At 70.3% G+C, this 26044-nt stretch carries 26 protein-coding genes and 1 riboswitch; of the genes, 17 read left to right on the top strand and 9 right to left on the bottom strand.

Annotation, left to right across the window (positions count from 1 at the left end):
* Positions 1-32: 32 nt before the first annotated feature.
* Positions 33-1145, bottom strand: a complete 1113-nt coding sequence (gene cobT, locus ACWD35_RS15315; protein WP_451351690.1) for a nicotinate-nucleotide--dimethylbenzimidazole phosphoribosyltransferase — start codon at positions 1143-1145, stop codon at positions 33-35.
* A 133-nt stretch (positions 1146-1278) separates the two neighbouring features.
* On the opposite strand from cobT, the gene ACWD35_RS15310 reads away from it, so the two are divergent.
* The gene (locus ACWD35_RS15310; protein WP_451351689.1) at positions 1279-2256 is read left to right on the top strand and encodes a class I SAM-dependent methyltransferase; all 978 of its coding nucleotides are present in this window, start codon (positions 1279-1281) and stop codon (positions 2254-2256) included.
* Positions 2257-2275: 19 nt separating this feature from the next.
* On the opposite strand, the gene ACWD35_RS15305 is transcribed toward ACWD35_RS15310, so the two are convergent.
* The gene (locus tag ACWD35_RS15305) at positions 2276-3478 is read right to left on the bottom strand and encodes a bifunctional adenosylcobinamide kinase/adenosylcobinamide-phosphate guanylyltransferase (RefSeq protein WP_451351688.1); all 1203 of its coding nucleotides are present in this window, start codon (positions 3476-3478) and stop codon (positions 2276-2278) included.
* 90 nt (positions 3479-3568) lie between these two features.
* Here ACWD35_RS15305 and ACWD35_RS15300 point away from each other — a divergent pair, with 90 nt between their 5' ends.
* Positions 3569-3778, top strand: coding sequence for a hypothetical protein (locus tag ACWD35_RS15300; protein WP_451351687.1), 210 nt, complete (start codon positions 3569-3571; stop codon positions 3776-3778).
* 83 nt (positions 3779-3861) lie between these two features.
* Here the strand turns inward: ACWD35_RS15300 and ACWD35_RS15295 are convergent, their stop codons facing one another.
* On the bottom strand, positions 3862-4566 hold the full coding sequence (locus ACWD35_RS15295) for a class I SAM-dependent methyltransferase (RefSeq protein ID WP_451351743.1): 705 nt from the start codon (positions 4564-4566) through the stop codon (positions 3862-3864).
* Positions 4567-4646: 80 nt separating this feature from the next.
* The gene (locus tag ACWD35_RS15290; RefSeq protein WP_451351686.1) at positions 4647-5243 is read right to left on the bottom strand and encodes a DUF3043 domain-containing protein; all 597 of its coding nucleotides are present in this window, start codon (positions 5241-5243) and stop codon (positions 4647-4649) included.
* 279 nt (positions 5244-5522) lie between these two features.
* On the opposite strand from ACWD35_RS15290, the gene ACWD35_RS15285 reads away from it, so the two are divergent.
* From ACWD35_RS15285 to ACWD35_RS15270, 4 genes are all read left to right on the top strand, one after another.
* Positions 5523-6314 (top strand): PspA/IM30 family protein, encoded by a 792-nt coding sequence (locus tag ACWD35_RS15285; protein ID WP_451351685.1) that lies wholly within the window; start codon positions 5523-5525, stop codon positions 6312-6314.
* A gap of 33 nt (positions 6315-6347) precedes the next feature.
* Positions 6348-6626 carry a PspA-associated protein PspAA gene (pspAA, locus tag ACWD35_RS15280; RefSeq protein ID WP_451351684.1) on the top strand — a complete coding sequence of 93 codons (279 nt, stop codon included), beginning with the start codon at positions 6348-6350 and terminating at the stop codon, positions 6624-6626.
* 79 nt (positions 6627-6705) lie between these two features.
* Complete coding sequence (locus ACWD35_RS15275) at positions 6706-7926, top strand: sensor histidine kinase (protein WP_451351683.1); 1221 nt, start codon at positions 6706-6708, stop codon at positions 7924-7926.
* A complete protein-coding gene (locus ACWD35_RS15270) occupies positions 7923-8603 on the top strand; it encodes a response regulator (RefSeq protein ID WP_451351682.1) in 681 nt (226 codons plus the stop codon). Before ACWD35_RS15275 ends, ACWD35_RS15270 begins: the two co-directional genes overlap by 4 nt.
* 77 nt (positions 8604-8680) lie before the next feature.
* Here the strand turns inward: ACWD35_RS15270 and nadA are convergent, their stop codons facing one another.
* Positions 8681-9889: a quinolinate synthase NadA gene (nadA, locus tag ACWD35_RS15265; protein ID WP_451351681.1), complete on the bottom strand. Its 1209-nt coding sequence runs from the start codon at positions 9887-9889 to the stop codon at positions 8681-8683.
* A gap of 266 nt (positions 9890-10155) precedes the next feature.
* Here nadA and ACWD35_RS15260 point away from each other — a divergent pair, with 266 nt between their 5' ends.
* The gene (locus ACWD35_RS15260) at positions 10156-10512 is read left to right on the top strand and encodes an iron-sulfur cluster assembly accessory protein (protein ID WP_076089244.1); all 357 of its coding nucleotides are present in this window, start codon (positions 10156-10158) and stop codon (positions 10510-10512) included.
* Between the two features lie 88 nt (positions 10513-10600).
* On the opposite strand, the gene ACWD35_RS15255 is transcribed toward ACWD35_RS15260, so the two are convergent.
* Positions 10601-12076 carry a hypothetical protein gene (locus tag ACWD35_RS15255; protein ID WP_451351680.1) on the bottom strand — a complete coding sequence of 492 codons (1476 nt, stop codon included), beginning with the start codon at positions 12074-12076 and terminating at the stop codon, positions 10601-10603.
* A gap of 100 nt (positions 12077-12176) precedes the next feature.
* Entirely contained in the window at positions 12177-12398 is a 222-nt protein-coding gene (locus ACWD35_RS15250; protein ID WP_451351679.1) for a hypothetical protein, read from the bottom strand.
* Between the two features lie 131 nt (positions 12399-12529).
* On the opposite strand from ACWD35_RS15250, the gene ACWD35_RS15245 reads away from it, so the two are divergent.
* Positions 12530-13504 (top strand): carbohydrate kinase family protein, encoded by a 975-nt coding sequence (locus tag ACWD35_RS15245; RefSeq protein WP_451351678.1) that lies wholly within the window; start codon positions 12530-12532, stop codon positions 13502-13504.
* 1 nt (position 13505) lies between these two features.
* On the opposite strand, the gene ACWD35_RS15240 is transcribed toward ACWD35_RS15245, so the two are convergent.
* Positions 13506-14882, bottom strand: coding sequence for an aminotransferase class V-fold PLP-dependent enzyme (locus ACWD35_RS15240; RefSeq protein ID WP_451351677.1), 1377 nt, complete (start codon positions 14880-14882; stop codon positions 13506-13508).
* A gap of 331 nt (positions 14883-15213) precedes the next feature.
* Between ACWD35_RS15240 and ctaC the strand changes: the two genes are divergently transcribed.
* The 4 genes from ctaC to ACWD35_RS15220 all read left to right on the top strand — a co-directional run bounded on the left by ctaC (position 15214) and on the right by ACWD35_RS15220 (position 19749).
* Entirely contained in the window at positions 15214-16176 is a 963-nt protein-coding gene (gene ctaC, locus ACWD35_RS15235) for an aa3-type cytochrome oxidase subunit II (RefSeq protein WP_451351676.1), read from the top strand.
* Positions 16173-17900: an aa3-type cytochrome oxidase subunit I gene (gene ctaD, locus ACWD35_RS15230; RefSeq protein ID WP_451351675.1), complete on the top strand. Its 1728-nt coding sequence runs from the start codon at positions 16173-16175 to the stop codon at positions 17898-17900. The genes ctaC and ctaD overlap by 4 nt, the downstream gene beginning before the upstream one ends.
* The gene (locus tag ACWD35_RS15225; RefSeq protein ID WP_451351674.1) at positions 17897-18295 is read left to right on the top strand and encodes a cytochrome c oxidase subunit 4; all 399 of its coding nucleotides are present in this window, start codon (positions 17897-17899) and stop codon (positions 18293-18295) included. The genes ctaD and ACWD35_RS15225 overlap by 4 nt, the downstream gene beginning before the upstream one ends.
* 194 nt (positions 18296-18489) lie before the next feature.
* A complete protein-coding gene (locus ACWD35_RS15220) occupies positions 18490-19749 on the top strand; it encodes an Ig-like domain-containing protein (protein WP_451351673.1) in 1260 nt (419 codons plus the stop codon).
* 43 nt (positions 19750-19792) lie between these two features.
* Here the strand turns inward: ACWD35_RS15220 and ACWD35_RS15215 are convergent, their stop codons facing one another.
* Positions 19793-20194, bottom strand: a complete 402-nt coding sequence (locus tag ACWD35_RS15215; RefSeq protein WP_451351672.1) for a hypothetical protein — start codon at positions 20192-20194, stop codon at positions 19793-19795.
* A 146-nt stretch (positions 20195-20340) separates the two neighbouring features.
* Here ACWD35_RS15215 and ctaE point away from each other — a divergent pair, with 146 nt between their 5' ends.
* From ctaE to trpD, 5 genes are all read left to right on the top strand, one after another.
* Positions 20341-20961 (top strand): aa3-type cytochrome oxidase subunit III, encoded by a 621-nt coding sequence (ctaE, locus tag ACWD35_RS15210; protein WP_451351671.1) that lies wholly within the window; start codon positions 20341-20343, stop codon positions 20959-20961.
* Positions 20962-21035: 74 nt separating this feature from the next.
* Positions 21036-21848, top strand: a complete 813-nt coding sequence (qcrC, locus tag ACWD35_RS15205) for a cytochrome bc1 complex diheme cytochrome c subunit (RefSeq protein WP_451351670.1) — start codon at positions 21036-21038, stop codon at positions 21846-21848.
* Positions 21845-22903, top strand: a complete 1059-nt coding sequence (qcrA, locus tag ACWD35_RS15200; RefSeq protein WP_451351669.1) for a cytochrome bc1 complex Rieske iron-sulfur subunit — start codon at positions 21845-21847, stop codon at positions 22901-22903. Before qcrC ends, qcrA begins: the two co-directional genes overlap by 4 nt.
* Positions 22900-24531 carry a cytochrome bc1 complex cytochrome b subunit gene (qcrB, locus tag ACWD35_RS15195; RefSeq protein ID WP_451351668.1) on the top strand — a complete coding sequence of 544 codons (1632 nt, stop codon included), beginning with the start codon at positions 22900-22902 and terminating at the stop codon, positions 24529-24531. The genes qcrA and qcrB overlap by 4 nt, the downstream gene beginning before the upstream one ends.
* Positions 24532-24664: 133 nt before the next feature.
* The gene (gene trpD, locus ACWD35_RS15190; RefSeq protein ID WP_451351667.1) at positions 24665-25729 is read left to right on the top strand and encodes an anthranilate phosphoribosyltransferase; all 1065 of its coding nucleotides are present in this window, start codon (positions 24665-24667) and stop codon (positions 25727-25729) included.
* A 91-nt stretch (positions 25730-25820) separates the two neighbouring features.
* Positions 25821-25937, top strand: a riboswitch (SAM riboswitch).
* Positions 25938-26044: the final 107 nt, after the last annotated feature.

The raw sequence follows: 26044 nt of genomic DNA, 5'->3' as shown, positions 1-26044 counted from the left end.
CTGCGCCCGCCCCTCCGGCCGCTCCTGCCCCTCTACTCCTGCCCCTCCGGCTGCTCCTGCCCCTCCGGCTCCTTCTCGTCCTCGGGCTCCTTCCCGGCCTCCGGCTTCTCCGGCAGCTCCGCCGCCAGCGCGGCGGCGGCCTGCACCAGCGGCAGCGCCAGCAGCGCGCCGACGCCCTCGCCGACCTTCACGCCCTGGTCCAGCAGCGGCTCCAGAGCCATCCGGTCCAGCGCCTTCGCCTGCCCCGGCTCCCCGCTGTCGTGCCCCGCCAGCCACCAGTCCGGCGCCCGGAACGCGATCCGCTGCCCGACCAGCGCGCACGCGGCGGCCACGACCCCGTCGAGGACCACCGGCAGCTTCCGTACCGCACACTGCAGCAGGAACCCGGTCATCGCGGCCAGATCCGCCCCGCCGACCGTCGCCAGCAGCTGCATCTGGTCCCCGAGCACCGGCCGGGCCCGCCGCAGCGCGTCCCGGATCGCGGCACACTTGCGCATCCACGTCAGGTCGTCGATCGCGAGCCCGCCCCGCCCGGTCACCACGGACGCGTCGGTCCCGCACAGCCCCGCGACCAGCACCGCAGCCGCCGTCGTCCCGCCCACGCTCACATCGCCGAGCACCACGAGGTCGGTCGCCGAGTCGGCCTCCTCGTCGGCGACCGCGACACCCGCCCGGAACGCCGCCTCGGCCTCCTCCAGCGTCAGCGCGTCCTCGACGTCGATACGACCGCTGCCGCGCCGCACCCGGTGCCGTACGACCTCCTCCGGGAAGGCGTCCGGCGCGCAGTCCAGGGCCATGTCCACGACCCGCACGGGCACGCCGAGCCGCCGCGCGAGCACCGCCACCGGGCTGCCGCCCTCCAGCACCGCCCGCACCAGCTCCCCGGCGCTGCCCGCGGGGCGCGCGGAGACGTCGAGGGAGGCGATGCCGTGGTCACCGGCGAAGAGGACCACGCGCGGCCGTTCGACGGGTCGTACCGGTACGGTGCCCTGTGCGGCGCAGAGCCACTCGCCGAGTTCGTCGAGGCGCCCGAGCGACCCGGGCGGCACGATCTGGTGCTCACGCCGGATCTCGGCGTCACGGCGCACGCCGCCGTCCGGGCGCTCGATCAGATCGGTGAAGTCGTCCAGATTAAGGCTGCTCATTCGCCGAACAGTACCGGCAGCGGACCGGCGCCTCCGCGCCACATCGCCACCACGCACCCGCCACGTCTTTGCACCCAAGATCGGTATCCCATACGTTCCGCTTTGCAGCGGAATGTCGCACAGGGAGCCGCCCATGCCGACCTCGCCCCCCACACCCTCTGTCCCGCAGGCCGCCGACCCGTTCCACGAGCCGCGACGCGAGGACTGCCCCTGGTGCGGCTCCGGGCAGCTGCGCACCCGGCTGCGCGGCGCCGCCCCCGGCCGGCGCAATCCCGGCACCTTCGTCGTGGACGAGTGCCGCGACTGCGGGCACGCCTTCCAGAACCCCCGGCTCACGGCGGAGGGACTCGCCTTCCACCACCGGGACTTCTACGAGGGCCACCTGGAGGACTTCGCCGAACGCATCCTCTCCACCCGGGCGGTGCGCCGCCGGCACCGGGCCGCGGCCCGCGCGATCCTGCCGCTGTGCGAGCCGGAGAGCTGGCTGGACGTCGGCACCGGGCACGCCCGCTTCCCCGAGACGGCGAGAGAGGTCTTCGTCTACACCTCCTTCGACGGCCTCGACCTCACCCCCCGCGTCGAGAGGGCCCGGCTCGCGGGCCGCGTCGAGGAGGCCCACCAGGGCCGGCTCACCGACCCCCGGGTGCGGGCCCGGCTGCGCTCCCGCTACGACGTCGTGAGCATGTTCCACCACCTGGAGCACACCCCCGACCCGCGCGCCGAACTCCACGCGGCCCTCGGCGCGCTCCGGCCCGGCGGCCACCTCCTCGTCGAAGTCCCCGACCCGCACAGCGCGTTCGCGACCCTGCTGGGCAAGTGGTGGCTGCCCTACGGCCAGCCGAGCCATCTGCACCTGATGCCCCTGGGCAACCTCCACGCGGAACTGGAGACCCAGGGCTGCACGATCGTCACCACCGACCGCAGGGCCCCGCACATCCCCTACGACTTTTCGGCGGCCGTCTCCCTGGCCCTGGCCCACGGCCCGCTGCGCTGGGCGACATCCCCGGTCCTCGCCGCGGCCACGGCCGTGGACCACGCCCTGGCCCCCGTCCTCAGCCGCACCCGCTTCTCGAACGCGTACCGCATCATCGCCCGCAAGGACGCCCGGTAACGCCGCCGCCGGCGACTTCTCAGCCGCGCAGCACCAGCGCCTGCCCGGCGACCACCAGCAACACCTGCTCACACTCCGCCGCGAACGCCGCGTTCAACCGCCCGAGTTCGTCCCGGTACCGCCGCCCCGACGGCGTGGCCGGCACGATGCCCGAGCCCACCTCGTTGGACACCGCAACCACCGTCCGCCGGGTGGCCCGTACCGCCTCCGTCAGCTCCCGCACCCGCTCCCGCAGCGCCTTCTCCCCGCCGCCCGCCCACTCCGCGTCGTCCCACGCCCCCACCGCGTCCATGGCGTCCGTCAGCCACAGCGACAGGCAGTCGACCAGCAGCGGCGGCCCGTCCTCGGCCAGCAGCGGCACCAGGTCGGTCGTCTCCGTCGTACGCCACGACCCCGGCCGCCGCTCCCGGTGCGCGGCCACCCGCTCCGCCCACTCGCCGTCCCCGCCGCGCGTCCCGCCGGTCGCCGCGTACAGCACGTCCGGGAAGGCCTCCAGGCGCCGCTCGGCCTCCACCGACTTCCCCGAGCGCGCCCCGCCCAGCACCAGCGTCCGGCGCGGCACGTCCGGCACCTCCTCGTACGCGCCCACCACCAGCGTCGTACCGTCCGACACCGCCCGCGCCCCGGCCGCCGCCAGCCGCCGCTTCAGCTCCGTGCCCTGCGGCACGTCGTGGTCGAGGTGGACGGCCACGACGTCCGTGGTCGGCGTGAGGGAGCCGACCTCGCGCAGCCGGGCCAGCGCGTCCGGGCGGTCCACGACATCGGCGAGGATCATGTGGTACGTCTCCGCGCGCGCCTCCTCCAGACCGGCCGGCGCCCCGCCCGGCGGCAGGTACAGCAGCCGCTGCCCGTCCGGGCCGGTCACCGCGTACCCGGTACCGCCGGCGTCCATCGCCACGGCCCGCACCCGATGCCCCGTCAGCAGCGCCAACTCCCGCCCGTCCGGCACCCGGCCCGGCTGCGGCAGCCCGGCCGGCACGTCCACCACCGGCCCCTCGTGCGGATGCGACAGCAGCACCTGTGCCACCCCGCCCAGCGAATGCCCGGCCCGCGCCGCCGCGAACGCCGCCCCGGGCGTCAGGTCGAGCAGCAGCGCCCCGTCCACCAACACCGCGGTGGCCGCCCGCGCGTTCGGCCCGAGCGTCGTCGCGCAGACGGCACAGGGACAGTCGGGGCGAGGCAGTCCCGCGGGGGCTCCGGTTCCGAGCAGAGTGATTTCCACGAACCGATTTTCCCTCCCTTTCAACTGTCCCTGCAGGTCTTGCGCATCCGACTAGGCTCTCAGCAGGAGTTGGATCACAAGGAGGCCTACATGGCGGCATGGACGTGGCGGTTCGAGAAGGCCGACGGGACGGAGGTCCAGCCCGCGGTGGAGCCGGAGGAGTTCACCACGCAGGGGGACGCCGAGTCCTGGATCGGGGAGCAGTGGAAGGCGCTGCTGGAGGGCGGCGCGGACCAGGTGCGGCTGTACGAGGACGGCACCGAGATCTACGGCCCGATGAGCCTGCACGCCGACGCGTAGGCCCCTGGGCCGACCGAGGTGAGGAGGGGCACCTTCCCACTCCCCTCCTCACTGCACCTTCACTGCCCGCCCAGCGAACGGGCTCAGCCGCGTACCCCGCACAGATGCAGCAGCGCGGCCACCCGGCGGTAGGGGTCCGTGCGTCCGGCCCGCTCCTCGGCGGCCAGCAGGGTGTCCAGGTCGGCGGGGATCGGCGCGTCGTCCGCCGCCGTGTCGGTGAAGACACGGACGCCGTACCAGGTGTGCAGCGGCGCCCCGATTCCGGCGAGGGTGGCCGTGAGGGTGCCCAGCCGGTCGGCCCGTACGTCCAGGCCGAGGCGATTGCGGTAGGCAGTGGTGTCGAAGGCGGCCAGGGCGCCCGCCCAGTCCCCGGACAGGCCCGGCCGCATGGCGAGCGCGTCGCCGTTGCGCACGAGGAGGGACAGCAGCCCGCCCGGGGCGAGCATCCGGGCCAGCCCGCCCACCAGCAGGTCGGGATCCTCGACATACATCAGGACGCCGTGGCACAGCACGACGTCGAAGCTGCCGGGCAGGAAGTGCACGCCGGTGTCGCGCCCGTCGCTCTGCACCAGGCGGACCCGCTCGCGGATGCCCTCCGGCTCGGCGGCCAGGGCCTCGCGCGCGGCGGCGATCATCGTCGCGTCCTGCTCGACGCCCGTCACCTGGTGGCCGAGCCGGGCCAGCCGCAGCGCCTGCGTGCCCTGGCCCATGCCCACGTCGAGCACCCGCAGCCGCTGCCCGACCGGGAAGCGCCCGGCTATCTGCTCGTCCAGCTGCCGGGCGACCAGCTCCTGCCGTACGACCTCACGCAGCCCGCCCAGCTTCTTCAGCCAGGACTCGGCCGCGCCGCTCGTGAAAGCGTCTGCGCTCAGGGCCGCTCTCCGCGCTTGACCTGCGGCTTCGGCAGCCGGAGCCGGCGCACCTGGAGGGAGCGCATCAGGGCGTAGGCGACCGCGCCCTTGGTGTTCTGGCCCGGGAAGCGCTCGGCCAGCCGCTTCTTCAGCCGGAAGCCGCTGAAGGCCGCGTCGAGCACGATCAGCACGATCACGATCAGCCACATCAGCAGCGCGACCGTCTGGATGGCGGGCACCCGCACGACGGTCAGCACGAGGATCACCACGGCGAGCGGCAGGAAGAACTCCGCCACGTTGAACCGCGAGTCGACCCAGTCCCGGGCGAACCGGCGGACCGGGCCCTTGTCACGGGCCGGCAGGTACCGCTCGTCGCCGCTGGCCAGCGCCTCGCGCTGGCGGGCAAGCGCCTGGCGGCGCTCCTCGCGCTGGCGCTTGGCGGCGTCCTTGCGGTTCGTCGGGGTGCTGGCGACACTGCGGCGCTGGGCCTGGGCCTCACTGCGCTTGGGCGTGGGCCTGCCCTTCTTGGCCTGCGGGTCACGGGGCTGCTTGGAGTCGGTCACCTGCGCCTTGTCGGCGGGGGCCTTCTCTTCCTTGGCACGGCTACGGAACACAAAACCCAAGGGTACGGGCTGCACCGGCATGGACCCCAGCCGGCCGGGGAACGATCCGGCAACACCGGGCGTCTGTACAGACGTGCGGAGGGGGACAGAGGGGACGTTCCGGCAGGGGGACCACCTACTCCCTGGGCCGGAGCCGCACCGGCCGCAGTCGTCCTCGGGGATGAGCGCATCACTCCCCGAACAGTGCGGTAATGGAGTCAGGGCCCGTACTGTGGGTTCTGTCGCAGGATCTGTGAGCTGGAGTCCGTCAGAAGGGGGCGCGCGAAGCCCATGAGCGGTGTCATGAAGCGTATGGGGATGATCTTCCGCGCGAAGGCGAACAAGGCCCTTGACCGGGCCGAGGACCCGCGCGAGACCCTGGATTACTCGTACCAGAAGCAGCTGGAGCTGCTCCAGAAGGTGCGCCGCGGCGTGGCCGACGTGGCCACCTCCCGCAAGCGCCTGGAACTCCAGCTCAACCAGTTGCAGCAGCAGTCCTCCAAGCTGGAGGACCAGGGCCGCAAGGCGCTCGCGCTGGGCCGCGAGGACCTGGCCCGCGAGGCGCTGTCCCGCCGTGCCGCCCTGCAGCAGCAGGTCACGGACCTGGAGTCGCAGCACGCGACGCTCCAGGGCGAGGAGGAGAAGCTCACCCTGGCCGCCCAGCGCCTCCAGGCCAAGGTGGACGCCTTCCGCACGAAGAAGGAGACCATCAAGGCCACCTACACCGCCGCCCAGGCCCAGACCCGTATCGGCGAGGCCTTCTCCGGCATCTCGGAGGAGATGGGCGACGTCGGTCTCGCCATCCAGCGCGCCGAGGACAAGACCGCCCAGCTCCAGGCCCGGGCCGGCGCCATCGACGAGCTGCTCGCCTCCGGCGCCCTGGACGATCCCTCCGGCATGGCCAAGGACGACATCGCCGCCGAGCTGGACCGGATCTCCGGTGGTACGGATGTAGAGCTGGAGCTGCAGCGCATGAAGGCCGAGCTGGCCGGAGGCGCCCCGCAGCAGGCCATTGAGGGCGGCACCGGCCAGGCGCAGTCCCAGCAGCAGCCGCAGGACACCCCGCGCTTCGACAAGCAGTAGCCCGGCGCCGGGACCCGAGCCGAGGAGGCCGACGTGATCGTACGGATCATGGGCGAAGGCCAGGTGAGGCTGGACGACGCCCACTTCGCCGAGCTGAACAAGCTGGATGACGAGCTGCTGGCGGAGATGGAGGGCGGCGACGAGGCAGGCTTCCGGCGCACGCTCGGTACGCTCCTGGACGCCGTCCGGCGGCTCGGCACCCCGCTGCCGGACGACGCGCTGGAACCCTCGGAACTGATCCTCCCGGCCTCTGACGCCTCCCTGGCCCAGGTCCGGGAGATGCTCAGCGACGACGGACTGATCCCGGGCTGAGCCGGCTCGGCCCGGGGCGAGGTACGAGGTCCATCTCGGCCGATTCCGGCAACCGCCGGCGCCCCGTACTGTTCCCTGCGTGAGCACTCTCGAACGCGCCCGGTGCGGTCTGAAGGCCCACCCGCTCGCGCTGGACGCCGCCGTCGCCGCGGGCGTCCTGGTGTGCATGGTCGCCGGGTCCTTCGTGGATCCCCGGGGCGAGAACGGTGTCACCTGGGTCATGCGCACCCCGGCCCCGTTCAGCATCCTGCTGATGGCCATCGGCGCCGCGGCGCTCGTCCTGCGCCGCCGTGCCTGCATGGCCGTCCTCGTCGTCACCGGCACCGTCTCCTTCATCGAGTGCGTCACCGGCGATCCGCGCGCCCCGGTCGCGATGTCGGCCGTCGTCGCCCTGTACACGGTCGCCTCGGCCACCGACCGCACCACCACCTTCTGGGTCGGGCTGCTCACCATGACCGTGCTGACCACCGCCGCCATGCTCGGCGGTCCGCTGCCCTGGTACGCCCAGGAGAACCTCGGCGTGCTCGCCTGGACCGGCATCGGCGCCACCGCCGGGGACGCCGTGCGCAGCCGCCGCGCGGTCGTCCAGGCCATGCGGGAGCGCGCCGAACGCGCCGAGCGCACCCGCGAGGAGGAGGCGCGCCGCCGGGTCGCCGAGGAGCGGCTGCGCATCGCCCGCGATCTGCACGACGTCGTCGCCCACCACATCGCCCTGGTCAACGTGCAGGCCGGAGTCGCCGCCCACGTCATGGACAAGCGGCCCGACCAGGCCAAGGAGGCCCTCGCCCACGTCCGCGAGGCCAGCCGTTCCGCGCTGAACGAACTCCGGGCCACCGTCGGCCTGCTCCGCCAGTCCGGCGACCCCGCGGCCCCCACCGAACCCGCCCCGGGCCTCGCCCGTCTGGAGGAACTCGTCGGCACCTTCCGCAGCGCGGGCCTGCCCGTCGAGGTGGCCCGCGCCGACCAGGGCACCGCACTCCCGGCCGCCGCCGACCTGGCCGCCTACCGGATCATCCAGGAGGCCCTCACCAACGTGCGCAAGCACGCGGGCCCGGAGGCGAAGGCCGAGGTCAGCGTCGTACGCGTCGGACCGGACATCGAGGTCACGGTCCTGGACGACGGCTCGGGCGCGGGCGGTGAACCGGAGGCCGGCGGCGGGCACGGGCTGCTCGGCATGCGGGAGCGGGTCGCCGCCCTCGGCGGCACCCTGACCACCGGGCCCCGGTTCGGCGGCGGCTTCCGCGTCCATGCGATCCTGCCGGTCACGACCCGTACGACGGCCCAGGGGGAGCCCGCATGACGATCCGTGTCCTGCTCGCCGACGACCAGACACTGCTGCGCAGCGCGTTCCGGGTGCTGGTCGACTCCGAGCCGGACATGGAGGTGGTCGGGGAGGCCTGCGACGGCGCCGAGGCGGTCCGCCTGGCCAAGGAGCAGGGCGCGGACGTCGTCCTCATGGACATCCGGATGCCCGGCACCGACGGCCTCGCCGCCACCCGCCTGATCAGCGCCGACCCGTCCCTCGGCCAGGTCCGCGTGGTCATCCTGACCACCTTCGAGGTCGACGACTACGTCGTCGAGGCGCTGCGCGCGGGTGCCTCCGGCTTCCTCGGCAAGGGCAGCGAACCGGAGGAGCTGCTCAACGCCATCCGGGTCGCCGCGGCGGGCGAGGCCCTGCTCTCCCCGGCCGCCACCAAGGGCCTGATCGCCCGCTTCCTGGCCCGGGGCGACGACGGCGACGGCCACGACACCGCCCGCTCGGCGCGGCTGGAGGCGCTCACCGGCCGGGAGCGCGAGGTCCTCGTCCACGTCGCCGGCGGCCACTCCAACGACGAGATCGCCGAGCGCCTAGAGGTCAGCCCGCTGACCGTGAAGACGCACGTCAACCGGGCCATGGGCAAGCTGGGCGCGCGGGACCGGGCCCAGCTGGTCGTGATCGCGTACGAGTCGGGGCTGGTGCGCCCGCGGGTGGACTGAGCGCGGCCGTCAGCACGAAAGGCCCGGTCCGCGTGTGGGTGCGCGGACCGGGCAGCTTCCGTCGGAAGGCGCGCAGGCTACGGCAGCGCCAGCATCCGCTCCAGCGCGAGCTTCGCGAACGCCTCGGTCTCCTTGTCGACCTCGATGCGGTTGACGAGCTTGCCCTCGGCCAGGGACTCCAGGGCCCAGACCAGGTGGGGGAGGTCGATGCGGTTCATGGTGGAGCAGAAGCAGACCGTCTTGTCGAGGAAGACGATCTCCTTGCCCTCGGGTGCGAAACGGTTCGCCAGGCGGCGGACCAGGTTCAGCTCCGTGCCGATGGCCCACTTCGAGCCGGCCGGGGCGGCCTCCAGGGCCTTGATGATGTACTCGGTCGAGCCGACGTAGTCCGCGGCGGCCACGACCTCGTGCTTGCACTCGGGGTGGACGAGGACGTTCACGCCGGGGATGCGCTCGCGCACGTCGTTGACCGAGTCCAGGCTGAAGCGGCCGTGGACCGAGCAGTGCCCGCGCCACAGGATCATCTTCGCGGCCCGCAGCTCCTCGGCGGTCAGCCCGCCGTTCGGCTTGTGCGGGTTGTAGACCACGCAGTCGTCCAGGGACATCCCCATGTCACGGACGGCGGTGTTGCGGCCCAGGTGCTGGTCCGGCAGGAACAGGACCTTTGTTGTCGAGGGCTCCCCCTGCTCGAAGGCCCAGTCCAGGGCGCGCTTGGCGTTGGACGAGGTGCAGATGGTGCCGCCGTGCTTGCCGGTGAACGCCTTGATGTCGGCGGAGGAGTTCATGTACGAGACCGGGACCACCCGGTCGGCGACGCCCGCCTCGGTCAGCACGTCCCAGCACTCCGCGACCTGCTCGGCCGTCGCCATGTCGGCCATCGAGCAGCCGGCGGCGAGGTCGGGCAGCACGACCTTCTGGTCGTCGGACGTCAGGATGTCCGCCGACTCGGCCATGAAGTGCACACCGCAGAAGACGATGTACTCGGCCTCCGGGCGTGCTGCCGCGTCCCGGGCCAGCTTGAAGGAGTCGCCCGTGACATCGGCGAACTGGATGACCTCGTCGCGCTGGTAGTGGTGGCCGAGCACGAAGACCTTGTCGCCGAGCTTCTCCTTGGCGGCACGGGCGCGCGCGACCAGGTCGGGGTCGGACGGCGAGGGCAGGTCGCCGGGGCACTCGACGCCCCGCTCGCTCTTCGGGTCGGCCTCGCGGCCGAGCAGCAGCAGGGCGAGGGGAGTCGGCTGAACGTCGAGGTCCTGGCTCTGGGCGGTGGTCGTCACGACACGCACCCTTTCTACTTTTCGTCTAACTGACGCTATCTATCATATCTGCTTCACGTCAGTTTGACGACGGCCATAGCGTCGATGTGACATGAATCCCGCCGCCCGTTCGTCGATGGCGCTCCCGGGGTCACTGTGCCCCTGGTCCGGCATGTGCGAGCATGAAGAAAGAAGCAAGAACGCGCCTACGCGATGGCCCGGCCCGGAATGAATCCGCGGAAGCGCCGGTTGCACTCGTCGGCAAGCAGTCTCCGTACAACCCGGGAGAGATGTAGATGTCCGTATCGGACGAGACCAGCACCGTCACCGACGGCATCATCCTGACCGACGCCGCCGCGGCCAAGGTCAAGGCCCTGCTCGACCAGGAAGGCCGTGACGACCTCGCGCTGCGCGTCGCCGTTCAGCCCGGCGGCTGCTCCGGCCTGCGCTACCAGCTCTTCTTCGACGAGCGCTCGCTCGACGGCGACGTGGAGAAGGACTTCGGCGGGGTCAAGGTCGTCACCGACCGCATGAGCGCTCCGTACCTGGGCGGCGCCACCGTCGACTTCGTGGACACCATCGAGAAGCAGGGCTTCACGATCGACAACCCGAACGCGACCGGCTCCTGCGCCTGCGGCGACTCCTTCAGCTAAGTCGGCCAAGGCCTGACGCAAGAGGCGGCGGCCCCCGCGAGGGGGGCCGCCGCCTCTGCCGTATGCACCGGCTTCCGGCTGTCGGCCTCTAGCGCGGGACCCGCGGAGCCCTGGGCGCCGCCTTCGGGATCTGCCTGCCGTCCGTACCGATCACCTGCCGGCCGTCGAGCGGCGCGTCCAGCCGTACGGTCTGCACATAGAGCACGGCGACCAAGGCGCAGATCGTGCCCGGCCGGGAGGTCTCGGTGACCGTGACGGTCACCTGGCCGGCGCTCTCCTTCGCCGAAGCCTTGTAGCGCTCGCACACCCCGCCCGAGAAGCGCACGGTCAGCTCCCGGCCGTCGGCCGAGTAGGCGTCCGCCTTCACGTCCCGCCGCACCTCCCCGTGCTTCGGCCCCGAGGTCGGCCCGGGCGCCGGCGCGGACGCGTGCGCGTGCGCGAGGTACTTCGGGTCGACGGCCGGATACGTCACCGTGGAGGCGCCCAGCGCCCCGGACTGTGACCCCCGTACGTCGAACAGCCAGGACGGCACCAGCGTCTGCCGCCCGTGGACCGAGTGCGCGGCCAGCCCGAACACCGCCTTGCCGACCGTGACCGTGGAGGCCGTACCCGCCTTGGACGCGCCGCACGGCTTCTCCAGCCGGTCCTGCAGCGGCACGGGGGCGGCGCAGCCGCCGATGCCCATCCGGTGGTCGCTCTTCGGGGCCGCGTTCATCAGTTCGAGCGTCTTCTTCGCGCCCAGGACCGGGTACGTGTCCCCCTTCACCGGCGCCTTCAGCAGACCGTGGCCGCCGACCACCTCGCCCTGCCGGTCCACCATCAGCCCGGTCGTCCAGCCGTACGTGGGCAGCCCGCCCACCACCGGATCGGCGTCGACCACGCGCTGGGCGCCCATGAGCCGGCTCGCGTCGATCTTCGCGTCGTCCTGCCCCAGCGCCTTCAGCACGGGCGCCGCAGCCTTCTTCGCCGCCGCCGCGCTCACGGTGCGGCCGGCCGGGTTGGCCGGGTCGTGCGTGCAGACGGTGATCTTGCGGCAGTCGTCGGTGCCGGGGGCGTACCGGCTGAACGTCCAGCTCCCGGGTGCGTCCCGGTTCACCTGGAGGCTCGGCCCGTCCCCGGGGTGTCCGACCCGCCAGAGCCCGCCCTCGGCCACCGGAGTCCCCGCGACGCCGAGCGCCCTGGCCAGCCGGGCCACCGCGGCCTTGCCGACTTCACCTGCGGGCGCGTAGACGGCCGCCGAACCCGGACCGGCCGGCAGCTCACCCGCGGCCACGTACTTCACGCCGTACGGCGCCCCGGGCACCCAGCCGTCCAGGGTGAGCGGCGGGGGAGTGCCGCCGTCCCCCGGCGCCGAGCGGTTCGTACGGCCGTCCCCGCCGCCGCTCGCGGCGAGGTACGCGCCGCTGCCGCCGACCAGCAGCACGGCCGCCGCGACGGAGACGACGACCAGGGCGGAGTGGCGCCGGGACCGCCGACCCGCGTCCTCGCCCGGGCCGCCGTCCGCCGGGGCCGCGCTCTCGGCCGCCCCGGCAGCGTCGTCGTTCTCGGGTCGCTCGGTGTTCACAGCTTCGCTCCTCGCCTGGTCGTGTCCCGCCTCCCCTCACGGGGGACGGCGATGGGACGCGGCAGGGGAGCGCACGGTTCCCGGTGGACGCGCTCCCGCGTCAGTCGCCGTAGTCCGACATAGCGTCCAGCAGCCGGGCGGAGCGCGCCGGCACGGACACGCCGTGGATCAGCGACGGCGGCACCGGCCGGGCCTCGGCGTGCTCGGGCACCTTCCAGTGCGGAGCCATCCGGGCGCAGTCGCAGCGCAGCGAGGCGAGATCGCCCTCGAAGTCGCCGGCGAAGCCGGCCGGAGCGGTTGAGTCGACCTTGAGGTTCGTCATGACGGAACCGTAGACACGCCAGGGTGCGCGAAGAAAGATCTACTATCGGGTAGTTTTGTCGGCTTCAGCAGCCCGCGCCGAGCGGGTAGCGTGAACTGTCAATCCCGCCTCCCCGCAGGAGAATGTCCGCCGTGCGCATCGCAGTCACCGGCTCCATCGCAACCGACCACCTGATGACCTTCCCCGGCCGCTTCGCCGACCAGTTCGTCGCGGACCAGCTGCACACGGTCTCGCTCTCGTTCCTGGTCGACAATCTGGACGTGCGCCGGGGTGGCGTAGGCGCGAACATCGCCTTCGGCATGGGCCAGCTCGGCACGCGGCCGATCCTGGTCGGCGCCGCCGGCTTCGACTTCGACGAGTACCGCGCCTGGCTCGACCGGCACGGCGTGGACACCGAGTCGGTCCGCATCTCGGAGACCCTGCACACCGCCCGCTTCGTGTGCACGACCGACTCCGACCACAACCAGATCGGCTCCTTCTACACCGGCGCCATGAGCGAGGCCCGGCAGATCGAGCTGAAGACCGTCGCCGACCGCGTGGGCGGTCTCGACCTGGTCCTCATCGGCGCCGACGACCCCGAGGCGATGCTCCGCCACACGGAGGAGTGCCGCTCCCGGAACATCTCCTTCGCCGCGGACTTCTCCCAGCAGATCGCCCGCATGGAGGGCGAGGAGATCCGGATCCTGCTGGAGGGCGCGACCTACCTCTTCTCCAACGAGTACGAGAAGGGCCTCATCGAGACCAAGACCGGCCTGAGCGACACCGAGATCCTCGCCAAGGTCGGCCACCGCGTCACCACCCTCGGTGCGCGGGGCGTGCGCATCGAGCGGGTCGGCGAGGACCCGATCGAGGTCGGCTGCCCGGACGAGGAGCGCAAGGCCGACCCCACGGGTGTCGGCGACGCCTTCCGCGCCGGGTTCCTCTCGGGCCTGGCGTGGGGCGTCTCGCTGGAGCGCGCCGCACAGGTCGGCTGCATGCTGGCGACGCTCGTCATCGAGACCGTGGGCACGCAGGAGTACCGGCTGCGCCGGGCGCACTTCATGGACCGGTTCACGAAGGCCTACGGGGACGACGCGGCCCGGGAGGTCCGGGCGCACCTCGGCTGAGTCAGCTCACCCGGCGTACCACGTACGCCGTACCCCGTTCCGCCGGTTCCTCTCCGACGTACTCCTGCCCCCGCATCTCGCACCAAGCCGGGATGTCCAGGCGGGCCGCCTCGTCGTCGGAGAGGACCCGGACCGTGCCGCCCACCGGCACATCCCCGATCACCTTGGCCAGCTCGATGACCGGGATCGGGCAGCGCTTGCCGAGCGAGTCGACGACCAGCTCCCGCGCCCGCACCTCCGTCGCGGGAGCCGGTGCCCCCAGCTTCTCCCGGACCCCTGCCACCGTCCCCGGCAGCACCTCCAGGAAGCGCTCCACGTCCTCCCCGGCCACCCCGGCCGGCAGCGACACCCGGACGTTGCCCTCGCTCAGCACTCCCATCGCCTTCAGCACATGGCTGGGCATCAGCGTGCTGCTCGTGCACGACGAGCCGGACGAGACGGAGAAGCCCTCCCGGTCCAGCTCGTGCAGCAGCGCCTCTCCGTCGACATAGAGACAGGAGAAGGTGACGATCCCGGGCAGCCGGCGCTCGGGGTCACCCACGACCTCCACGTCCGCCACCAGCTCCGGCACCCGCGCCCGGATCCGCGCCGTCAGCTCCCGCAGCCGTACCGCCTCCTGGGCCGCCTCGGCGCGCACCGCCCGCAGCGACGCCACGGCGGCCACGATGGCCGGAAGGTTCTCGAACCCGGGGGCCCGCCCCGACTCCCGCTCGTCCACCGGCCCTTGGGCCGCGAACCGCACGCCCTTGCGTACGACGAGCAGCCCGACCCCGGACGGCCCGCCCCACTTGTGCGCACTGCCCGTGAGCAACGACCAGTCACCCTCGACCGGCCCCCACCCCAGCGACTGCGCCGCGTCCACCAGCAGCGGCACCCCGGCCGCCCGGCACGCCTCGGCCACCTCGGCCACCGGCTGCACGGTGCCCACCTCGTGGTTGGCCGACTGCAGACAGGCCAGCGCGGTGTCCTGCCGGAGCTCAGCGGCGTAGGCCGAGGGATCCACCGCTCCCGCCCGGTTGACGCCCACTTGGGTGACCGTGCCGCCGGCCGCCTCGTGCGTTTCGGCGGAATGGAGTACGGAGGAGTGCTCGACGGCTGACACGATCAGGTGACGCCCGACCCGCCGCCGCCCCGCCAACGCCCCCGCGATCCCCGTGTGCACGGCCCGGGTCCCGGAGGAGGTGAACACCACCTCGTCCGCCCGACACCCCACAGCCTCAGCAGCCGCCTCACGAGCCGCATCCAGCAGCATCCGCGCCTTACGCCCCTCCCGGTACAGCCGAGCGGGATCAGCCCACCCGTCATCCAGAGAGGCCAACAGCGCCTGACGGGCGACGGGATGGAGGGGGGCGGCGGAGGCAGCGTCGAAGTAGGACACACAGCAACGGTAAGTCGTATCTACCCTGCAACTCCCCGAGGGGCGCGGGGCTGTGTCTGACATGCGGCTCCGCCGCGTGGGCGCGACCAGCCACAACCCACCCGCACCCGCAGCGCAAACCGCGACAACCCAAGCTATTAGGCGCCCAATCCCACTCCTACGGAGTGAGACGCGGCGCGTATGCCCCCCTCCCCGCGAACCCCCGGAGAGCGTCGGCTAGGGTTTGGTCCGCATAAACATCCAAACCCCTGCCCGACGCAGGGCGGCGACCGACCAGCGAGAAGGCAGGCCGCAGCCAACCGCGCGGGCGAGACTCTCGGGAAGGCGCTACGTGAGTCCCAACGGCTCCGACCGCTCGCCGCGGCGCCCGATGCGGCGGAAGCTGCTGCAGGCACTGACCGCGGGCCTGGTCCTGGCGACCGCAACCGGTTGCACATCCAAGGACTTCCCCCGCCTTGGCATGCCCACCCCGACCACGGAAGAGGCTCCGCGGATCCTCTCCCTGTGGCAGGGCTCCTGGGCTGCCGCGCTCGCCACCGGCGTGCTGGTGTGGGGCCTGATCCTGTGGAGCGTCGTCTTCCACCGGCGCAGCCGTACCAAGGTCGAGGTCCCCCGGCAGACCCGGTACAACATGCCGATCGAGGCCCTCTACACGGTGGTCCCGATCATCATCATCTCGGTGCTCTTCTACTTCACGGCCCGGGACGAGTCGAAGCTCCTCAGCCTCACCGACAAGAAGCCCGACGTCACGGTCAACGTGGTCGGCTTCCAGTGGAGCTGGGGCTTCAACTACGTCGAGAACGTCCCCGGTTCCACGGGTGACGCCAAGACCGACAAGAACCTGGCCGCCATTCCGGACCGGTTCCTGAAGGAGTTCCCGGCGAACGCCGGTGGCGTCTACGACGTCGGCACGCCGGGCACGCGGAACCCGCAGACCGGCAACCCCGGTCCGACCCTGTGGCTCCCCAAGGGCAAGACGGTCCGCTTCATCCTCACCTCGCGTGACGTCATCCACTCCTTCTGGGTGGTGCCGTTCCTGATGAAGCAGGACGTCATCCCGGGCCACACCAACGCCTTCCAGGTGACCCCCAACCGTGAGGGCACCTTCCTCGGCAAGTGCGCGGAGCTCTGCGGTGTCGACCACTCCCGGATGCTGTTCAACGTGAAGGTCGTCTCCCCCGAGCGCTACGAGCAGCACCTCAAGGACCTCGCCAAGAAGGGGCAGACCGGTTACATTCCCGCCGGCATCGCGCAGACGAGCCACGAGAAGAACCGGGAGACGAACAACCTGTGAGCATCCTCAACGAACCCCAGGGTGCCGCGGCAGCTGAGGCCTCGTACGAGAACGAGCTGCCGGTCAGGCGCAAGCAGCCCGGCAATGTCGTGGTGAAGTGGCTGACGACCACCGACCACAAGACGATCGGGACGATGTACCTCGTCACGTCGTTCGCGTTCTTCCTGATCGGCGGCGTGATGGCGCTGCTCATGCGCGCCGAGCTGGCCCGTCCGGGCCTGCAGATCATGTCGAACGAGCAGTTCAACCAGGCGTTCACGATGCACGGCACCGTGATGCTGCTGATGTTCGCGACGCCGCTGTTCGCCGGCTTCGCGAACTGGATCATGCCGCTTCAGATCGGTGCGCCCGACGTGGCGTTCCCGCGGCTGAACATGTTCGCCTACTGGCTCTACCTGTTCGGCTCGACGATCGCGGTGGGCGGCTTCGTCACCCCGCAGGGTGCGGCCGACTTCGGCTGGTTCGCCTACTCCCCGCTGTCGGACGCGGTCCGCAGCCCGGGTATCGGCTCCGACATGTGGATCATGGGTCTGGCCTTCTCCGGCTTCGGCACGATCCTCGGCTCGGTCAACTTCATCACCACGATCATCTGCATGCGCGCGCCGGGCATGACCATGTTCCGCATGCCGATCTTCACCTGGAACGTGCTGCTGACCGGTGTGCTGGTCCTGCTCGCCTTCCCGGTGCTGGCCGCCGCGCTGTTCGCCCTGGAGGCGGACCGCAAGTTCGGTGCCCATGTGTTCGACCCAGCCAACGGTGGCTCACTACTGTGGCAACACCTCTTCTGGTTCTTCGGCCATCCAGAGGTGTACATCATCGCCCTGCCGTTCTTCGGCATCATCAGTGAAGTCATCCCGGTCTTCAGCCGCCGCCCGATCTTCGGTTACATGAACCTGATCGCGGCCACCATCGCGATCGCGGGTCTGTCGGTGACCGTGTGGGCGCACCACATGTACGTCACCGGTGGCGTGCTGCTGCCGTTCTTCTCCTTCATGACGTTCCTGATCGCGGTCCCGACCGGTGTGAAGATCTTCAACTGGATCGGCACCATGTGGAAGGGCTCGCTGTCCTTCGAGACGCCGATGCTGTGGGCGATGGGCTTCCTCATCACCTTCACCTTCGGTGGTCTGACCGGTGTCATCCTGGCCTCGCCGCCGATGGACTTCCACGTCTCCGACTCGTACTTCGTGGTGGCCCACTTCCACTACGTGGTGTTCGGTACGGTCGTGTTCGCGATGTTCTCCGGCTTCCACTTCTGGTGGCCGAAGATGACCGGCAAGATGCTCGACGAGCGCCTCGGCAAGATCACGTTCTGGACGCTGTTCTTCGGCTTCCACGGCACCTTCCTGGTCCAGCACTGGCTGGGTGCCGAGGGCATGCCGCGTCGTTACGCCGACTACCTGGCGGCCGACGGCTTCACCGCCCTGAACACGGTCTCCTCGATCAGCTCGTTCGTGCTCGGCATGTCGATCCTGCCGTTCCTCTACAACGTGTGGAAGACGGCCAAGTACGGCAAGCCGGTCGCCGTGGACGACCCGTGGGGCTACGGCCGCTCGCTGGAGTGGGCGACCTCTTGCCCGCCGCCGCGGCACAACTTCCTCACCCTGCCGCGGATCCGCAGCGAATCCCCGGCGTTCGACCTGCACCACCCGCAGCTGGCTGTGCTTGAGCAGCAGGCCTTCGCCGGTGACGCACTTACGGGCGGCAAGGAGGCCGGCAAGTGAAGATCCAGGGCCGGATGTTCATGTGGCTGAGCGTCTTCATCCTCGCCATGGCGGTCGCCTACGGCGTGTGGTCGAAGGAGCCGGCCGGTACCACTGCGCTCTTCATGGCCTTCGGCCTGAGCATCATGATCGGCTTCTACCTGGGCTTCACGGCCCGGCGGGTCGACGCGGGTGCACAGGACGACAAGGAGGCCGACGTCGCGGACGACGCGGGCGAGCTGGGCTTCTTCAGCCCGCACAGCTGGCAGCCGCTCATGCTGGGCTTCGGCGGTGCGATCGCCTTCCTCAGCGTCGCGGTCGGCTGGTGGCTGATCTACTTCTCCGCCCCGTTCATCGTGCTGGGCCTGTTCGGCTGGGTGTTCGAGTACTACCACGGTGAGAACCGCACCCAGTAGCACACCCGGCAGCGGGTGACACGCGCCGAGCGCACCAAGAGCCCGGACCCTCCTGATGGAGCGTCCGGGCTCTTGCCTTTTGCTGGCTCTTGCCGTTTCCGGCCTCTGCCGTCGCCAGCCCTTTGCCGCAGCGTCCGTCCCTCGTTCGGGTTACATGACGCGCTCATAATGTCAACGCCTCATAGCGTGATCATATGAATCACTCTCCGCGGACCCGCACCGTCGTCAGCTGCGCCCTGCTGGTGACCGCCCTCGGCGCGGGCGTCACCGCCTGCGGTTCGGACGGCAATCCCCTGTCGGCCAAGCCGTACGACGCAGCGGGCCAGATCTCGTTCAACGGCCCCACCGGTGCGGGGAAGCGGGCCGACCCGGACAAGCCTCTGGAGATCACCTCCGACGGTGAGGGCCGTATCACGGACGTCACCGCCCAGGACGCCACTGGGCGCTATGTGGCGGGCGAACTCTCCGCCGACGGCAGCCAGTGGCACAGCACCTCCCCGCTGGCCGCCAACGCCCATTACACGGTGCGGGTGAGCACGGAGGACGACGATGGTGCGCCCGGCCGTGAGGTCCTCAGCTTCGACACCAGCAAGCCGACCGCCCAGAAGCGCCTGAACGTCACGTTCGGGCCGGACGCGGGCCAGTACGGCGTCGGACAGCCCATCACCGCCCAACTGAACCAGGAAATCAAGGGCAAGGCGCAGCGGGCCGTCGTGGAACGCGCCCTGAGAGTGGACTCGACGCCGGCCGTGGAGGGCTCCTGGTACTGGGTGAGCGACAAGGAACTCCACTACCGGCCCCAGGAGTACTGGCCCACCCACGCGACCATCCAGGTGCACAGCAACCTGGACGGGATCAAAATCAGCGACCGGCTGTGGGGCGGCGCCTCCAAGCCGCTGAAGCTCACCACGGGCGACAAGATCGTGGCCGTCACGGACGCCTCGGCGCACAAGATGACGGTCTACAAGGACGACGAGGCGATCAGGCAGCTCCCCGTCACCACCGGCAAGCCCGGCTTCGAGACCCGCACCGGCGTCAAGGTGGTCCTGGCCAAGCAGTACTTCGTACGCATGCGCAGCACCACGATCGGCATCGCGGAGGGCAGCTCCGACTCCTACGACCTGCCGGTCTACTACGCCAGCCGGGTCACCTGGTCCGGCGAGTTCGTGCACGCCGCCCCCTGGTCCACCGGCGCCCAGGGCTACGCGAACGTCAGCCACGGCTGCACGGGCATGAGCACCGAGAACGCCAGATGGTTCTTCAACACCATCCATGAGGGTGACATTGTCAAGGTCGTCAACTCCAACGGCGACCCCATGGAGCCCTTCGGCAACGGCTTCGGCGACTGGAACGTCGACTGGAAGAAGTGGCTCTCCGGCTCGGCCCTCGTCAACGGCCAACCGGACGGCTCGGCCCCGACGGACGCGCTACGCCTCCAGCCGGCAGCGCTGTAGCAGGCTGAGGGGCGCGAGGAACGAACCCCCGCGCCCCGAGCTGTCAGGCGCTCAGCAACCGCTGCTGACGCAGCAGGGAAGCCAGTGCCGAGGCGAACTCGACCGGCTCCACCGGCAGGGTGACCGCCGCGTCGGCCCGGCTCCACGTGGCGAGCCAGGCATCCTGCGGCCGGCCGATGAGCAGAAGCACCGGCGGGCAGTTGAACACCTCGTCCTTGATCTGCCGGCACACCCCCATGCCCCCCATGGGCACGGCCTCGCCGTCCAGGACGCAGACGTCGATGCCGCCCTTCTCCAGCTCCCTGACGACGGCGCCCGGAGTCGCGCACTCCACGAACTCGACCTGGGGCACGTCCGGTGCGGGCCTGCGCCCGGTGGCCAGCCGTACCTGCTCGCGGGTGTTGGAGTCGTCGCTGTAGACCAGCACAGTGGCGGTCGGCTGCATTGTTCCTCCGAGACGTCAGCGTCGTACGGACAGGGCCGTTTGGGGCGGATGTTACTCCCATGAACACCACGTCAACACCGGTTCGGACGGTAGCAACACTCCGAACGGCACCCCCCGGAGTGAGCGCGAGATAAGCGACCGACATAATGTCGGTCGTGGCGACAGCAACGACAGTAGAAACCGGGCACGCGCACCCGTCGGTCAACAGGCCGAACCTCACCAGCGTCGGAACCATCATCTGGCTGAGTTCCGAGCTGATGTTCTTCGCGGCCCTCTTCGCGATGTACTTCACCCTCCGATCGGTGACCGGACCGGATCACTGGAAGGAGATGGCGCACGCGCTCAACGTGCCCTTCTCCGCGACGAACACCACGATCCTGGTGCTCTCCTCCCTCACCTGCCAGCTCGGCGTGTTCGCGGCCGAGCGCGGTGACGTGAAGAAGCTCCGTGGCTGGTTCATCCTCACCTTCGTCATGGGTGCCATCTTCGTCGGCGGTCAGATCTACGAGTACACGGAGCTGGTGAAGAAGGACGGGATCTCCCTGTCCTCCGACCCGTACGGCTCGGTGTTCTACCTGACCACCGGCTTCCACGGCCTGCACGTGACGGGCGGTCTCATCGCCTTCCTGCTGGTCCTCGGCCGCACCTACATGGCCAAGAGGTTCACGCACGAGCAGGCGACCGCCGCCATCGTCGTGTCCTACTACTGGCACTTCGTCGACGTGGTCTGGATCGGCCTCTTCGCCACGATCTACCTGATCAAGTAAGTCGGCGGGCCTCAGACGGCCACCGATCCATTCCAGAAGCATCGACGCAGAAGATCCTGACACCGGGGTAATCCGTGAAAAAGCTCTCCGCACGACGACGCCATCCGCTGGCGGCGGTCGTCGTCCTACTCTTCGCGCTGGCGGCCACTGGGGGGCTGTACGCCGTGTTCGCACCCGCGGGCAAGGCGCAGGCCGATGAAACCGCCCAGTCCCTGACGATCAAGGAGGGCAAGAAGCTCTACCAGGTCGGCTGCGCCAGCTGCCACGGCACCGGTGGCCAGGGCTCCTCCGACGGGCCGAGCCTGGTCGGTGTGGGTGCTGCGGCGGTCGACTTCCAGGTCGGCACCGGCCGTATGCCCGCGGCCACCTCGCAGGGCGCCCAGATCCCGCGCAAGAAGCCCGTGTACACGCAGGCCCAGATCGACCAGCTCGCCGCGTACATCGCGTCGCTGGGCGCCGGCCCGAGCGTGCCGACGAAGGCGCAGTACGGCCCGGACGGCGCGGACATCGCCAAGGGTGGCGAACTGTTCCGCACCAACTGCGCGCAGTGCCACAACTTCACCGGCAAGGGTGGTGCCCTCACCAACGGCAAGTTCGCGCCGGGCCTTGAGGGCGTCGACCCGAAGCACATCTACGAGGCCATGCAGACGGGCCCGCAGAACATGCCGTCCTTCCCGGACACCACGCTGTCCTCGAAGAACAAGAAGGACATCATCGCGTACCTGAACGCGGTCAACGGCGACAAGACGGAGAACCCCGGCGGGCTGGAGCTGGGCGGCGTAGGGCCGGTCAGCGAGGGTCTGTTCGCCTGGATCTTCGGTCTCGGCGCGCTGATCGCGGTCGCCGTGTGGATCGCCGCTCGGACCGCAAAGGCCAAGAAGTCATGAGTAGCAAAGACATTCCAGAAGAGAACCTGCCCGCTGAGCAGGACCACGCGCACGTCGCGGTAACCGTCGCGGACGAGGAGAACCCGTTCGCGGACCCGGGCCTGCCGCCGCACGAGCACCGGATCCAGGACATCGACGAGCGGGCCGCCAAGCGGTCCGAGCGCACGGTCGCCATGCTGTTCACGCTGGCGATGATCGGCACGGTCGGCTTCATCGCCGCGTACGTGGGGATCCCGAAGGACAAGTCGATCTTCGTGTTCCCGATCGGTCACCTCAGCGCGATGAACTTCGCGCTGGGTCTGACCCTGGGGCTGTCGCTGTTCTGCACCGGCGCGGCTGCGGTCCACTGGGCCCGCACGCTGATGTCCGACGTGGAGATCACCGACGAGCGGCACGCGATCGAGGCCGATCCCGAGACGCGGGCCAAGATCATCGAGGACTTCCAGCTGGGCACCCGGGAGTCGGGTCTCGGCCGGCGCAAGCTGATCCGCAACACGATGATCGGCGCGCTGTCCGTGGTTCCGCTCGCCGGTGTCGTGCTGCTGCGCGACCTCGGTCCGCTGCCCGGCACCTCCCTGCGCCACACGCTGTGGGCGAAGGGCAAGCTCCTCGTCAACATGAACACCAACGAGCCGCTGCGTCCCGAGGACGTCGCCGTCGGTTCGCTGACCTTCGCCAAGCCCGAGGGCCTGGAGGAGACCGACGAGGACTTCCAGAACCAGATCGCGAAGGCGGCCCTGATGATCGTCCGGCTGCAGCCGGACAACATCAAGGACAAGCGGGAACTCGACTGGTCGCACGAGGGCATCGTCGCCTTCTCGAAGATCTGCACCCACGTCGGCTGCCCGATCTCGCTGTACGAGCAGCAGACGCACCACGTGCTGTGCCCGTGCCACCAGTCCACCTTCGACCTTACCGACGGGGCCCGAGTCATCTTCGGTCCCGCCGGTCACGCCCTGCCGCAGCTGCGCATCGGCGTGAACGACGAGGGTTACCTCCAGGCGCTCGGCGACTTCGAGGAGCCGGTCGGTCCTGCATTCTGGGAGCGCGGATGAGTACTACCACCACTGAGTCTTCGCGCGAGAAGGCCTCGGGCGGCCAGCGCGTCGCCGACTGGATCGACGGCCGCGTCGGGCTCTACACCCTGTCCCGCAGCAACATGCGGAAGGTCTTCCCCGACCACTGGTCGTTCATGTTGGGTGAGGTCTGCCTCTACAGCTTCACCATCATCATCCTCACGGGCATCTACCTGACCCTGTTCTTCCACCCGTCGATGAACGAGGTGGTCTACCACGGCTCGTACGTGCCGCTGCAGGGTCAGCTGATGTCGGAGGCGTTCAGCTCGACGCTGCACATCTCCTTCGATGTGCGCGGTGGTCTGCTCGTCCGGCAGATCCACCACTGGTCGGCGCTGATCTTCCTCGCCGGCATGTTCGTGCACATGATGCGCGTGTTCTTCACCGGCGCGTTCCGCAAGCCGCGTGAGGTCAACTGGCTGTTCGGCTTCACGCTGTTCGTCTGCGGCATGTTCACCGGCTTCACCGGTTACTCGCTCCCGGACGACCTGCTCTCCGGCACCGGTGTCCGCTTCATGGAGGGCGCGATCCTGTCCGTGCCGATCGTCGGCACGTACCTGTCGTACTTCCTCTACGGCGGCGAGTTCCCGGGCCACGACTTCGTGGCGCGGTTCTACTCGATCCACATCCTGCTGCTGCCGGGCATCATGCTCGGCCTCGTGGCGGCGCACCTGATCCTGGTCTTCTACCACAAGCACACGCAGTACGCGGGTCCGGGCCGGAACGAGAAGAACGTCGTCGGCATGCCGCTGCTGCCGGTCTACACGGCCAAGGCCGGAGGCTTCTTCTTCCTGGTCTTCGGTGTCATCGCGGCCATCGCCGCGGTCGCGCAGATCAACCCGATCTGGGCCATGGGCCCCTACCGCCCGGACCAGGTGTCCACCGGCGCCCAGCCCGACTGGTACATGGGCTTCGCCGAGGGTCTGATCCGCTTCATGCCGGGCTGGGAGATCAACCTGTGGGGCCACACGCTCGTCCTGGGCGTGTTCATCCCGCTGGTCCTCTTCCCGCTGGTCCTGGTGGCGATCGCGGTCTACCCGTTCATCGAGTCCTGGCTCACCGGCGACAAGCGCGAGCACCACATCCTGGACCGCCCGCGCAACGCGCCGACGCGCACCGCCTTCGGTGTCGCCTGGGTCACGATCTACATGATCACGCTGGTCGGCGGTGGCAACGACCTGTGGGCCACCCACCTCGACCTGTCGATCAACTCCGTCACCTGGTTCGTCCGGATCGGCTTCTTCGCCGGACCGGTCATCGCGTTCCTCCTCACCAAGCGGATCTGCCTCGGTCTGCAGCGCCGCGACCGCGAGAAGGTGCTGCACGGCCGCGAGACCGGCATCATCAAGCGCCTGCCGCACGGTGAGTTCATCGAGGTGCACGAGCCGCTCAGCCAGGAGCAGCTGCACACGCTCACGGCGCACGAGCAGTACAAGCCGCTCGCGCTCGGCCCGACGGTCGACAAGAACGGTGTCGAGCGGAAGGTGAAGGGGTCCGAGAAGCTGCGCGCCAAGCTCAGCAACGCCTACTACGGCGAGGACAACCAGATCGAGAAGCCGACTGTCGAGGAATACAAGGAGATCACGGCCGGTCACGGCCACCACTGATCCCCGCGTCGCCACGCCACGGTGACAGGGCCCCGTCCGCAACACGGACGGGGCCCTTCGCTGTGCTCGAGGGTCGATAGGGTGGGAGTACAACTTTGTACGACCCTGTACTGGTACTCACTAGGAGCGGCTCATGAGCGCTGTGACCCCCGCTGGAGGCGACACCGCGGCGGGCCGTTCCTGGCCCGCCCTGCTGAACGGTCTGCTCGACGGCCGGGACCTGAGCGCCGACGACACCGCGTGGGCGATGGACCGGATCATGCGCGGTGAGGCGACCGACGCGCAGATCGCCGGGTTCGCCGTGGCGCTGCGGGCCAAGGGACAGACGGTGCAGGAGATCACCGGCCTGGTCCGGACGATGTACGCGCACGCGAACGTGATCGAGGTGCCCGGCCGGACGGTCGACATCGTCGGCACGGGCGGCGACGGAGCGAAGACGGTGAACATCTCCACGATGTCCGCCCTCGTCGTCGCCGGCACGGGCGCGAAGGTCGTCAAGCACGGCAATCGGGCCGCGTCCTCGGCATCGGGGTCGTCCGACGTCCTGGAGCGGCTGGGTGTCAACCTCGATCTGACCCCGAAGCGGGTGGCGGAGGTCGCCGAGGCGGCCGGCATCACCTTCTGCTTCGCGGTGAAGTTCCACCCGGCACTGCGTCATGTGGGCGCGGCGCGCGGACAGTTGGGCATCCGGACCGTGTTCAACCTGCTCGGTCCGCTGACCAATCCGGCGAAGGTGAAGGCACAGGCGGTCGGGGTCGCCGTCGCCCGGGAGGCACCGATCGTCGCGGGGGTGCTTGCCGAGCGCGGCAACTCCTCCCTGGTCTTCCGCGGCGACGACGGCCTCGACGAGCTGACCACCACCTCCACCTCGCACGTCTGGGTCGTCCGGGACGGCAAGGTCTCCGAGCAGTCCTTCGACCCGCGGGACGTCGGCATCGAGCTGGTCCCCGTGTCCGCGCTCCAGGGCGGCGACCCGGCGTACAACGCCGACGTCGCCCGGCGGCTGCTGGACGGCGAGCGGGGCCCCGTACGCGACGCCGTCCTGCTGAACTCGGCGGCGGCCCTGGTCGCCCTGAACCCGACGGACGCCCCGCTGGCCGAGCAGCTCCGGGCCGGCATGGACAAGGCGGCGGAGTCGATCGACTCCGGGGCGGCCAAGCGGGTGCTGGAGCGCTGGGTGGCCGCCAGCAACGCCTAGGCCCTGTCGTCCACCGAGTGGCGCGAATGTCGTCCCGCGATCCGGACACGGGTTGCGGGACGACGATCACTTCCCGTACGTTCCTGTACCAGGTCATGAGTGACAGTCATGAGGCCCCGGCCGACTGTCCGGCAACCCTCCGTCCGTGGCGGGGTGCCCCGGGTGAAGACCAGGCCGTAGGCAGTGAGGTCTACGGCAAGCGCGGACCCCTCGCACGCTTTCGACAAGTGTGGGGCCAGGGGTCCTGGTCATCGAGGGAGTCTCCCGTGAGCAAGCGAATGCGATAGGGCCGCCGAGCCCCGCCTCCGCATCCCC

It is taken from the genome of Streptomyces sp. NPDC002671, from assembly GCF_053592475.1.
This window is presented reverse-complemented; position numbering and strand designations above follow the sequence as displayed.

What these genes read in the sequence shown, in the direction of transcription:
- cobT (WP_451351690.1), bottom strand. Translation starts at nt 1,145, where the DNA reads ATGAGCAGCCTTAATCTGGACGACTTCACCGATCTGATCGAGCGCCCG.
- ACWD35_RS15310 (WP_451351689.1), top strand. Translation starts at nt 1,279, where the DNA reads ATGCCGACCTCGCCCCCCACACCCTCTGTCCCGCAGGCCGCCGACCCG.
- ACWD35_RS15300 (WP_451351687.1), top strand. Translation starts at nt 3,569, where the DNA reads ATGGCGGCATGGACGTGGCGGTTCGAGAAGGCCGACGGGACGGAGGTC.
- ACWD35_RS15285 (WP_451351685.1), top strand. Translation starts at nt 5,523, where the DNA reads ATGAGCGGTGTCATGAAGCGTATGGGGATGATCTTCCGCGCGAAGGCG.
- ACWD35_RS15270 (WP_451351682.1), top strand. Translation starts at nt 7,923, where the DNA reads ATGACGATCCGTGTCCTGCTCGCCGACGACCAGACACTGCTGCGCAGC.
- ACWD35_RS15260 (WP_076089244.1), top strand. Translation starts at nt 10,156, where the DNA reads ATGTCCGTATCGGACGAGACCAGCACCGTCACCGACGGCATCATCCTG.
- ACWD35_RS15250 (WP_451351679.1), bottom strand. Translation starts at nt 12,398, where the DNA reads ATGACGAACCTCAAGGTCGACTCAACCGCTCCGGCCGGCTTCGCCGGC.
- ACWD35_RS15220 (WP_451351673.1), top strand. Translation starts at nt 18,490, where the DNA reads ATGAATCACTCTCCGCGGACCCGCACCGTCGTCAGCTGCGCCCTGCTG.
- ACWD35_RS15215 (WP_451351672.1), bottom strand. Translation starts at nt 20,194, where the DNA reads ATGCAGCCGACCGCCACTGTGCTGGTCTACAGCGACGACTCCAACACC.
- ctaE (WP_451351671.1), top strand. Translation starts at nt 20,341, where the DNA reads ATGTCGGTCGTGGCGACAGCAACGACAGTAGAAACCGGGCACGCGCAC.
- qcrA (WP_451351669.1), top strand. Translation starts at nt 21,845, where the DNA reads ATGAGTAGCAAAGACATTCCAGAAGAGAACCTGCCCGCTGAGCAGGAC.
- qcrB (WP_451351668.1), top strand. Translation starts at nt 22,900, where the DNA reads ATGAGTACTACCACCACTGAGTCTTCGCGCGAGAAGGCCTCGGGCGGC.
- trpD (WP_451351667.1), top strand. Translation starts at nt 24,665, where the DNA reads ATGAGCGCTGTGACCCCCGCTGGAGGCGACACCGCGGCGGGCCGTTCC.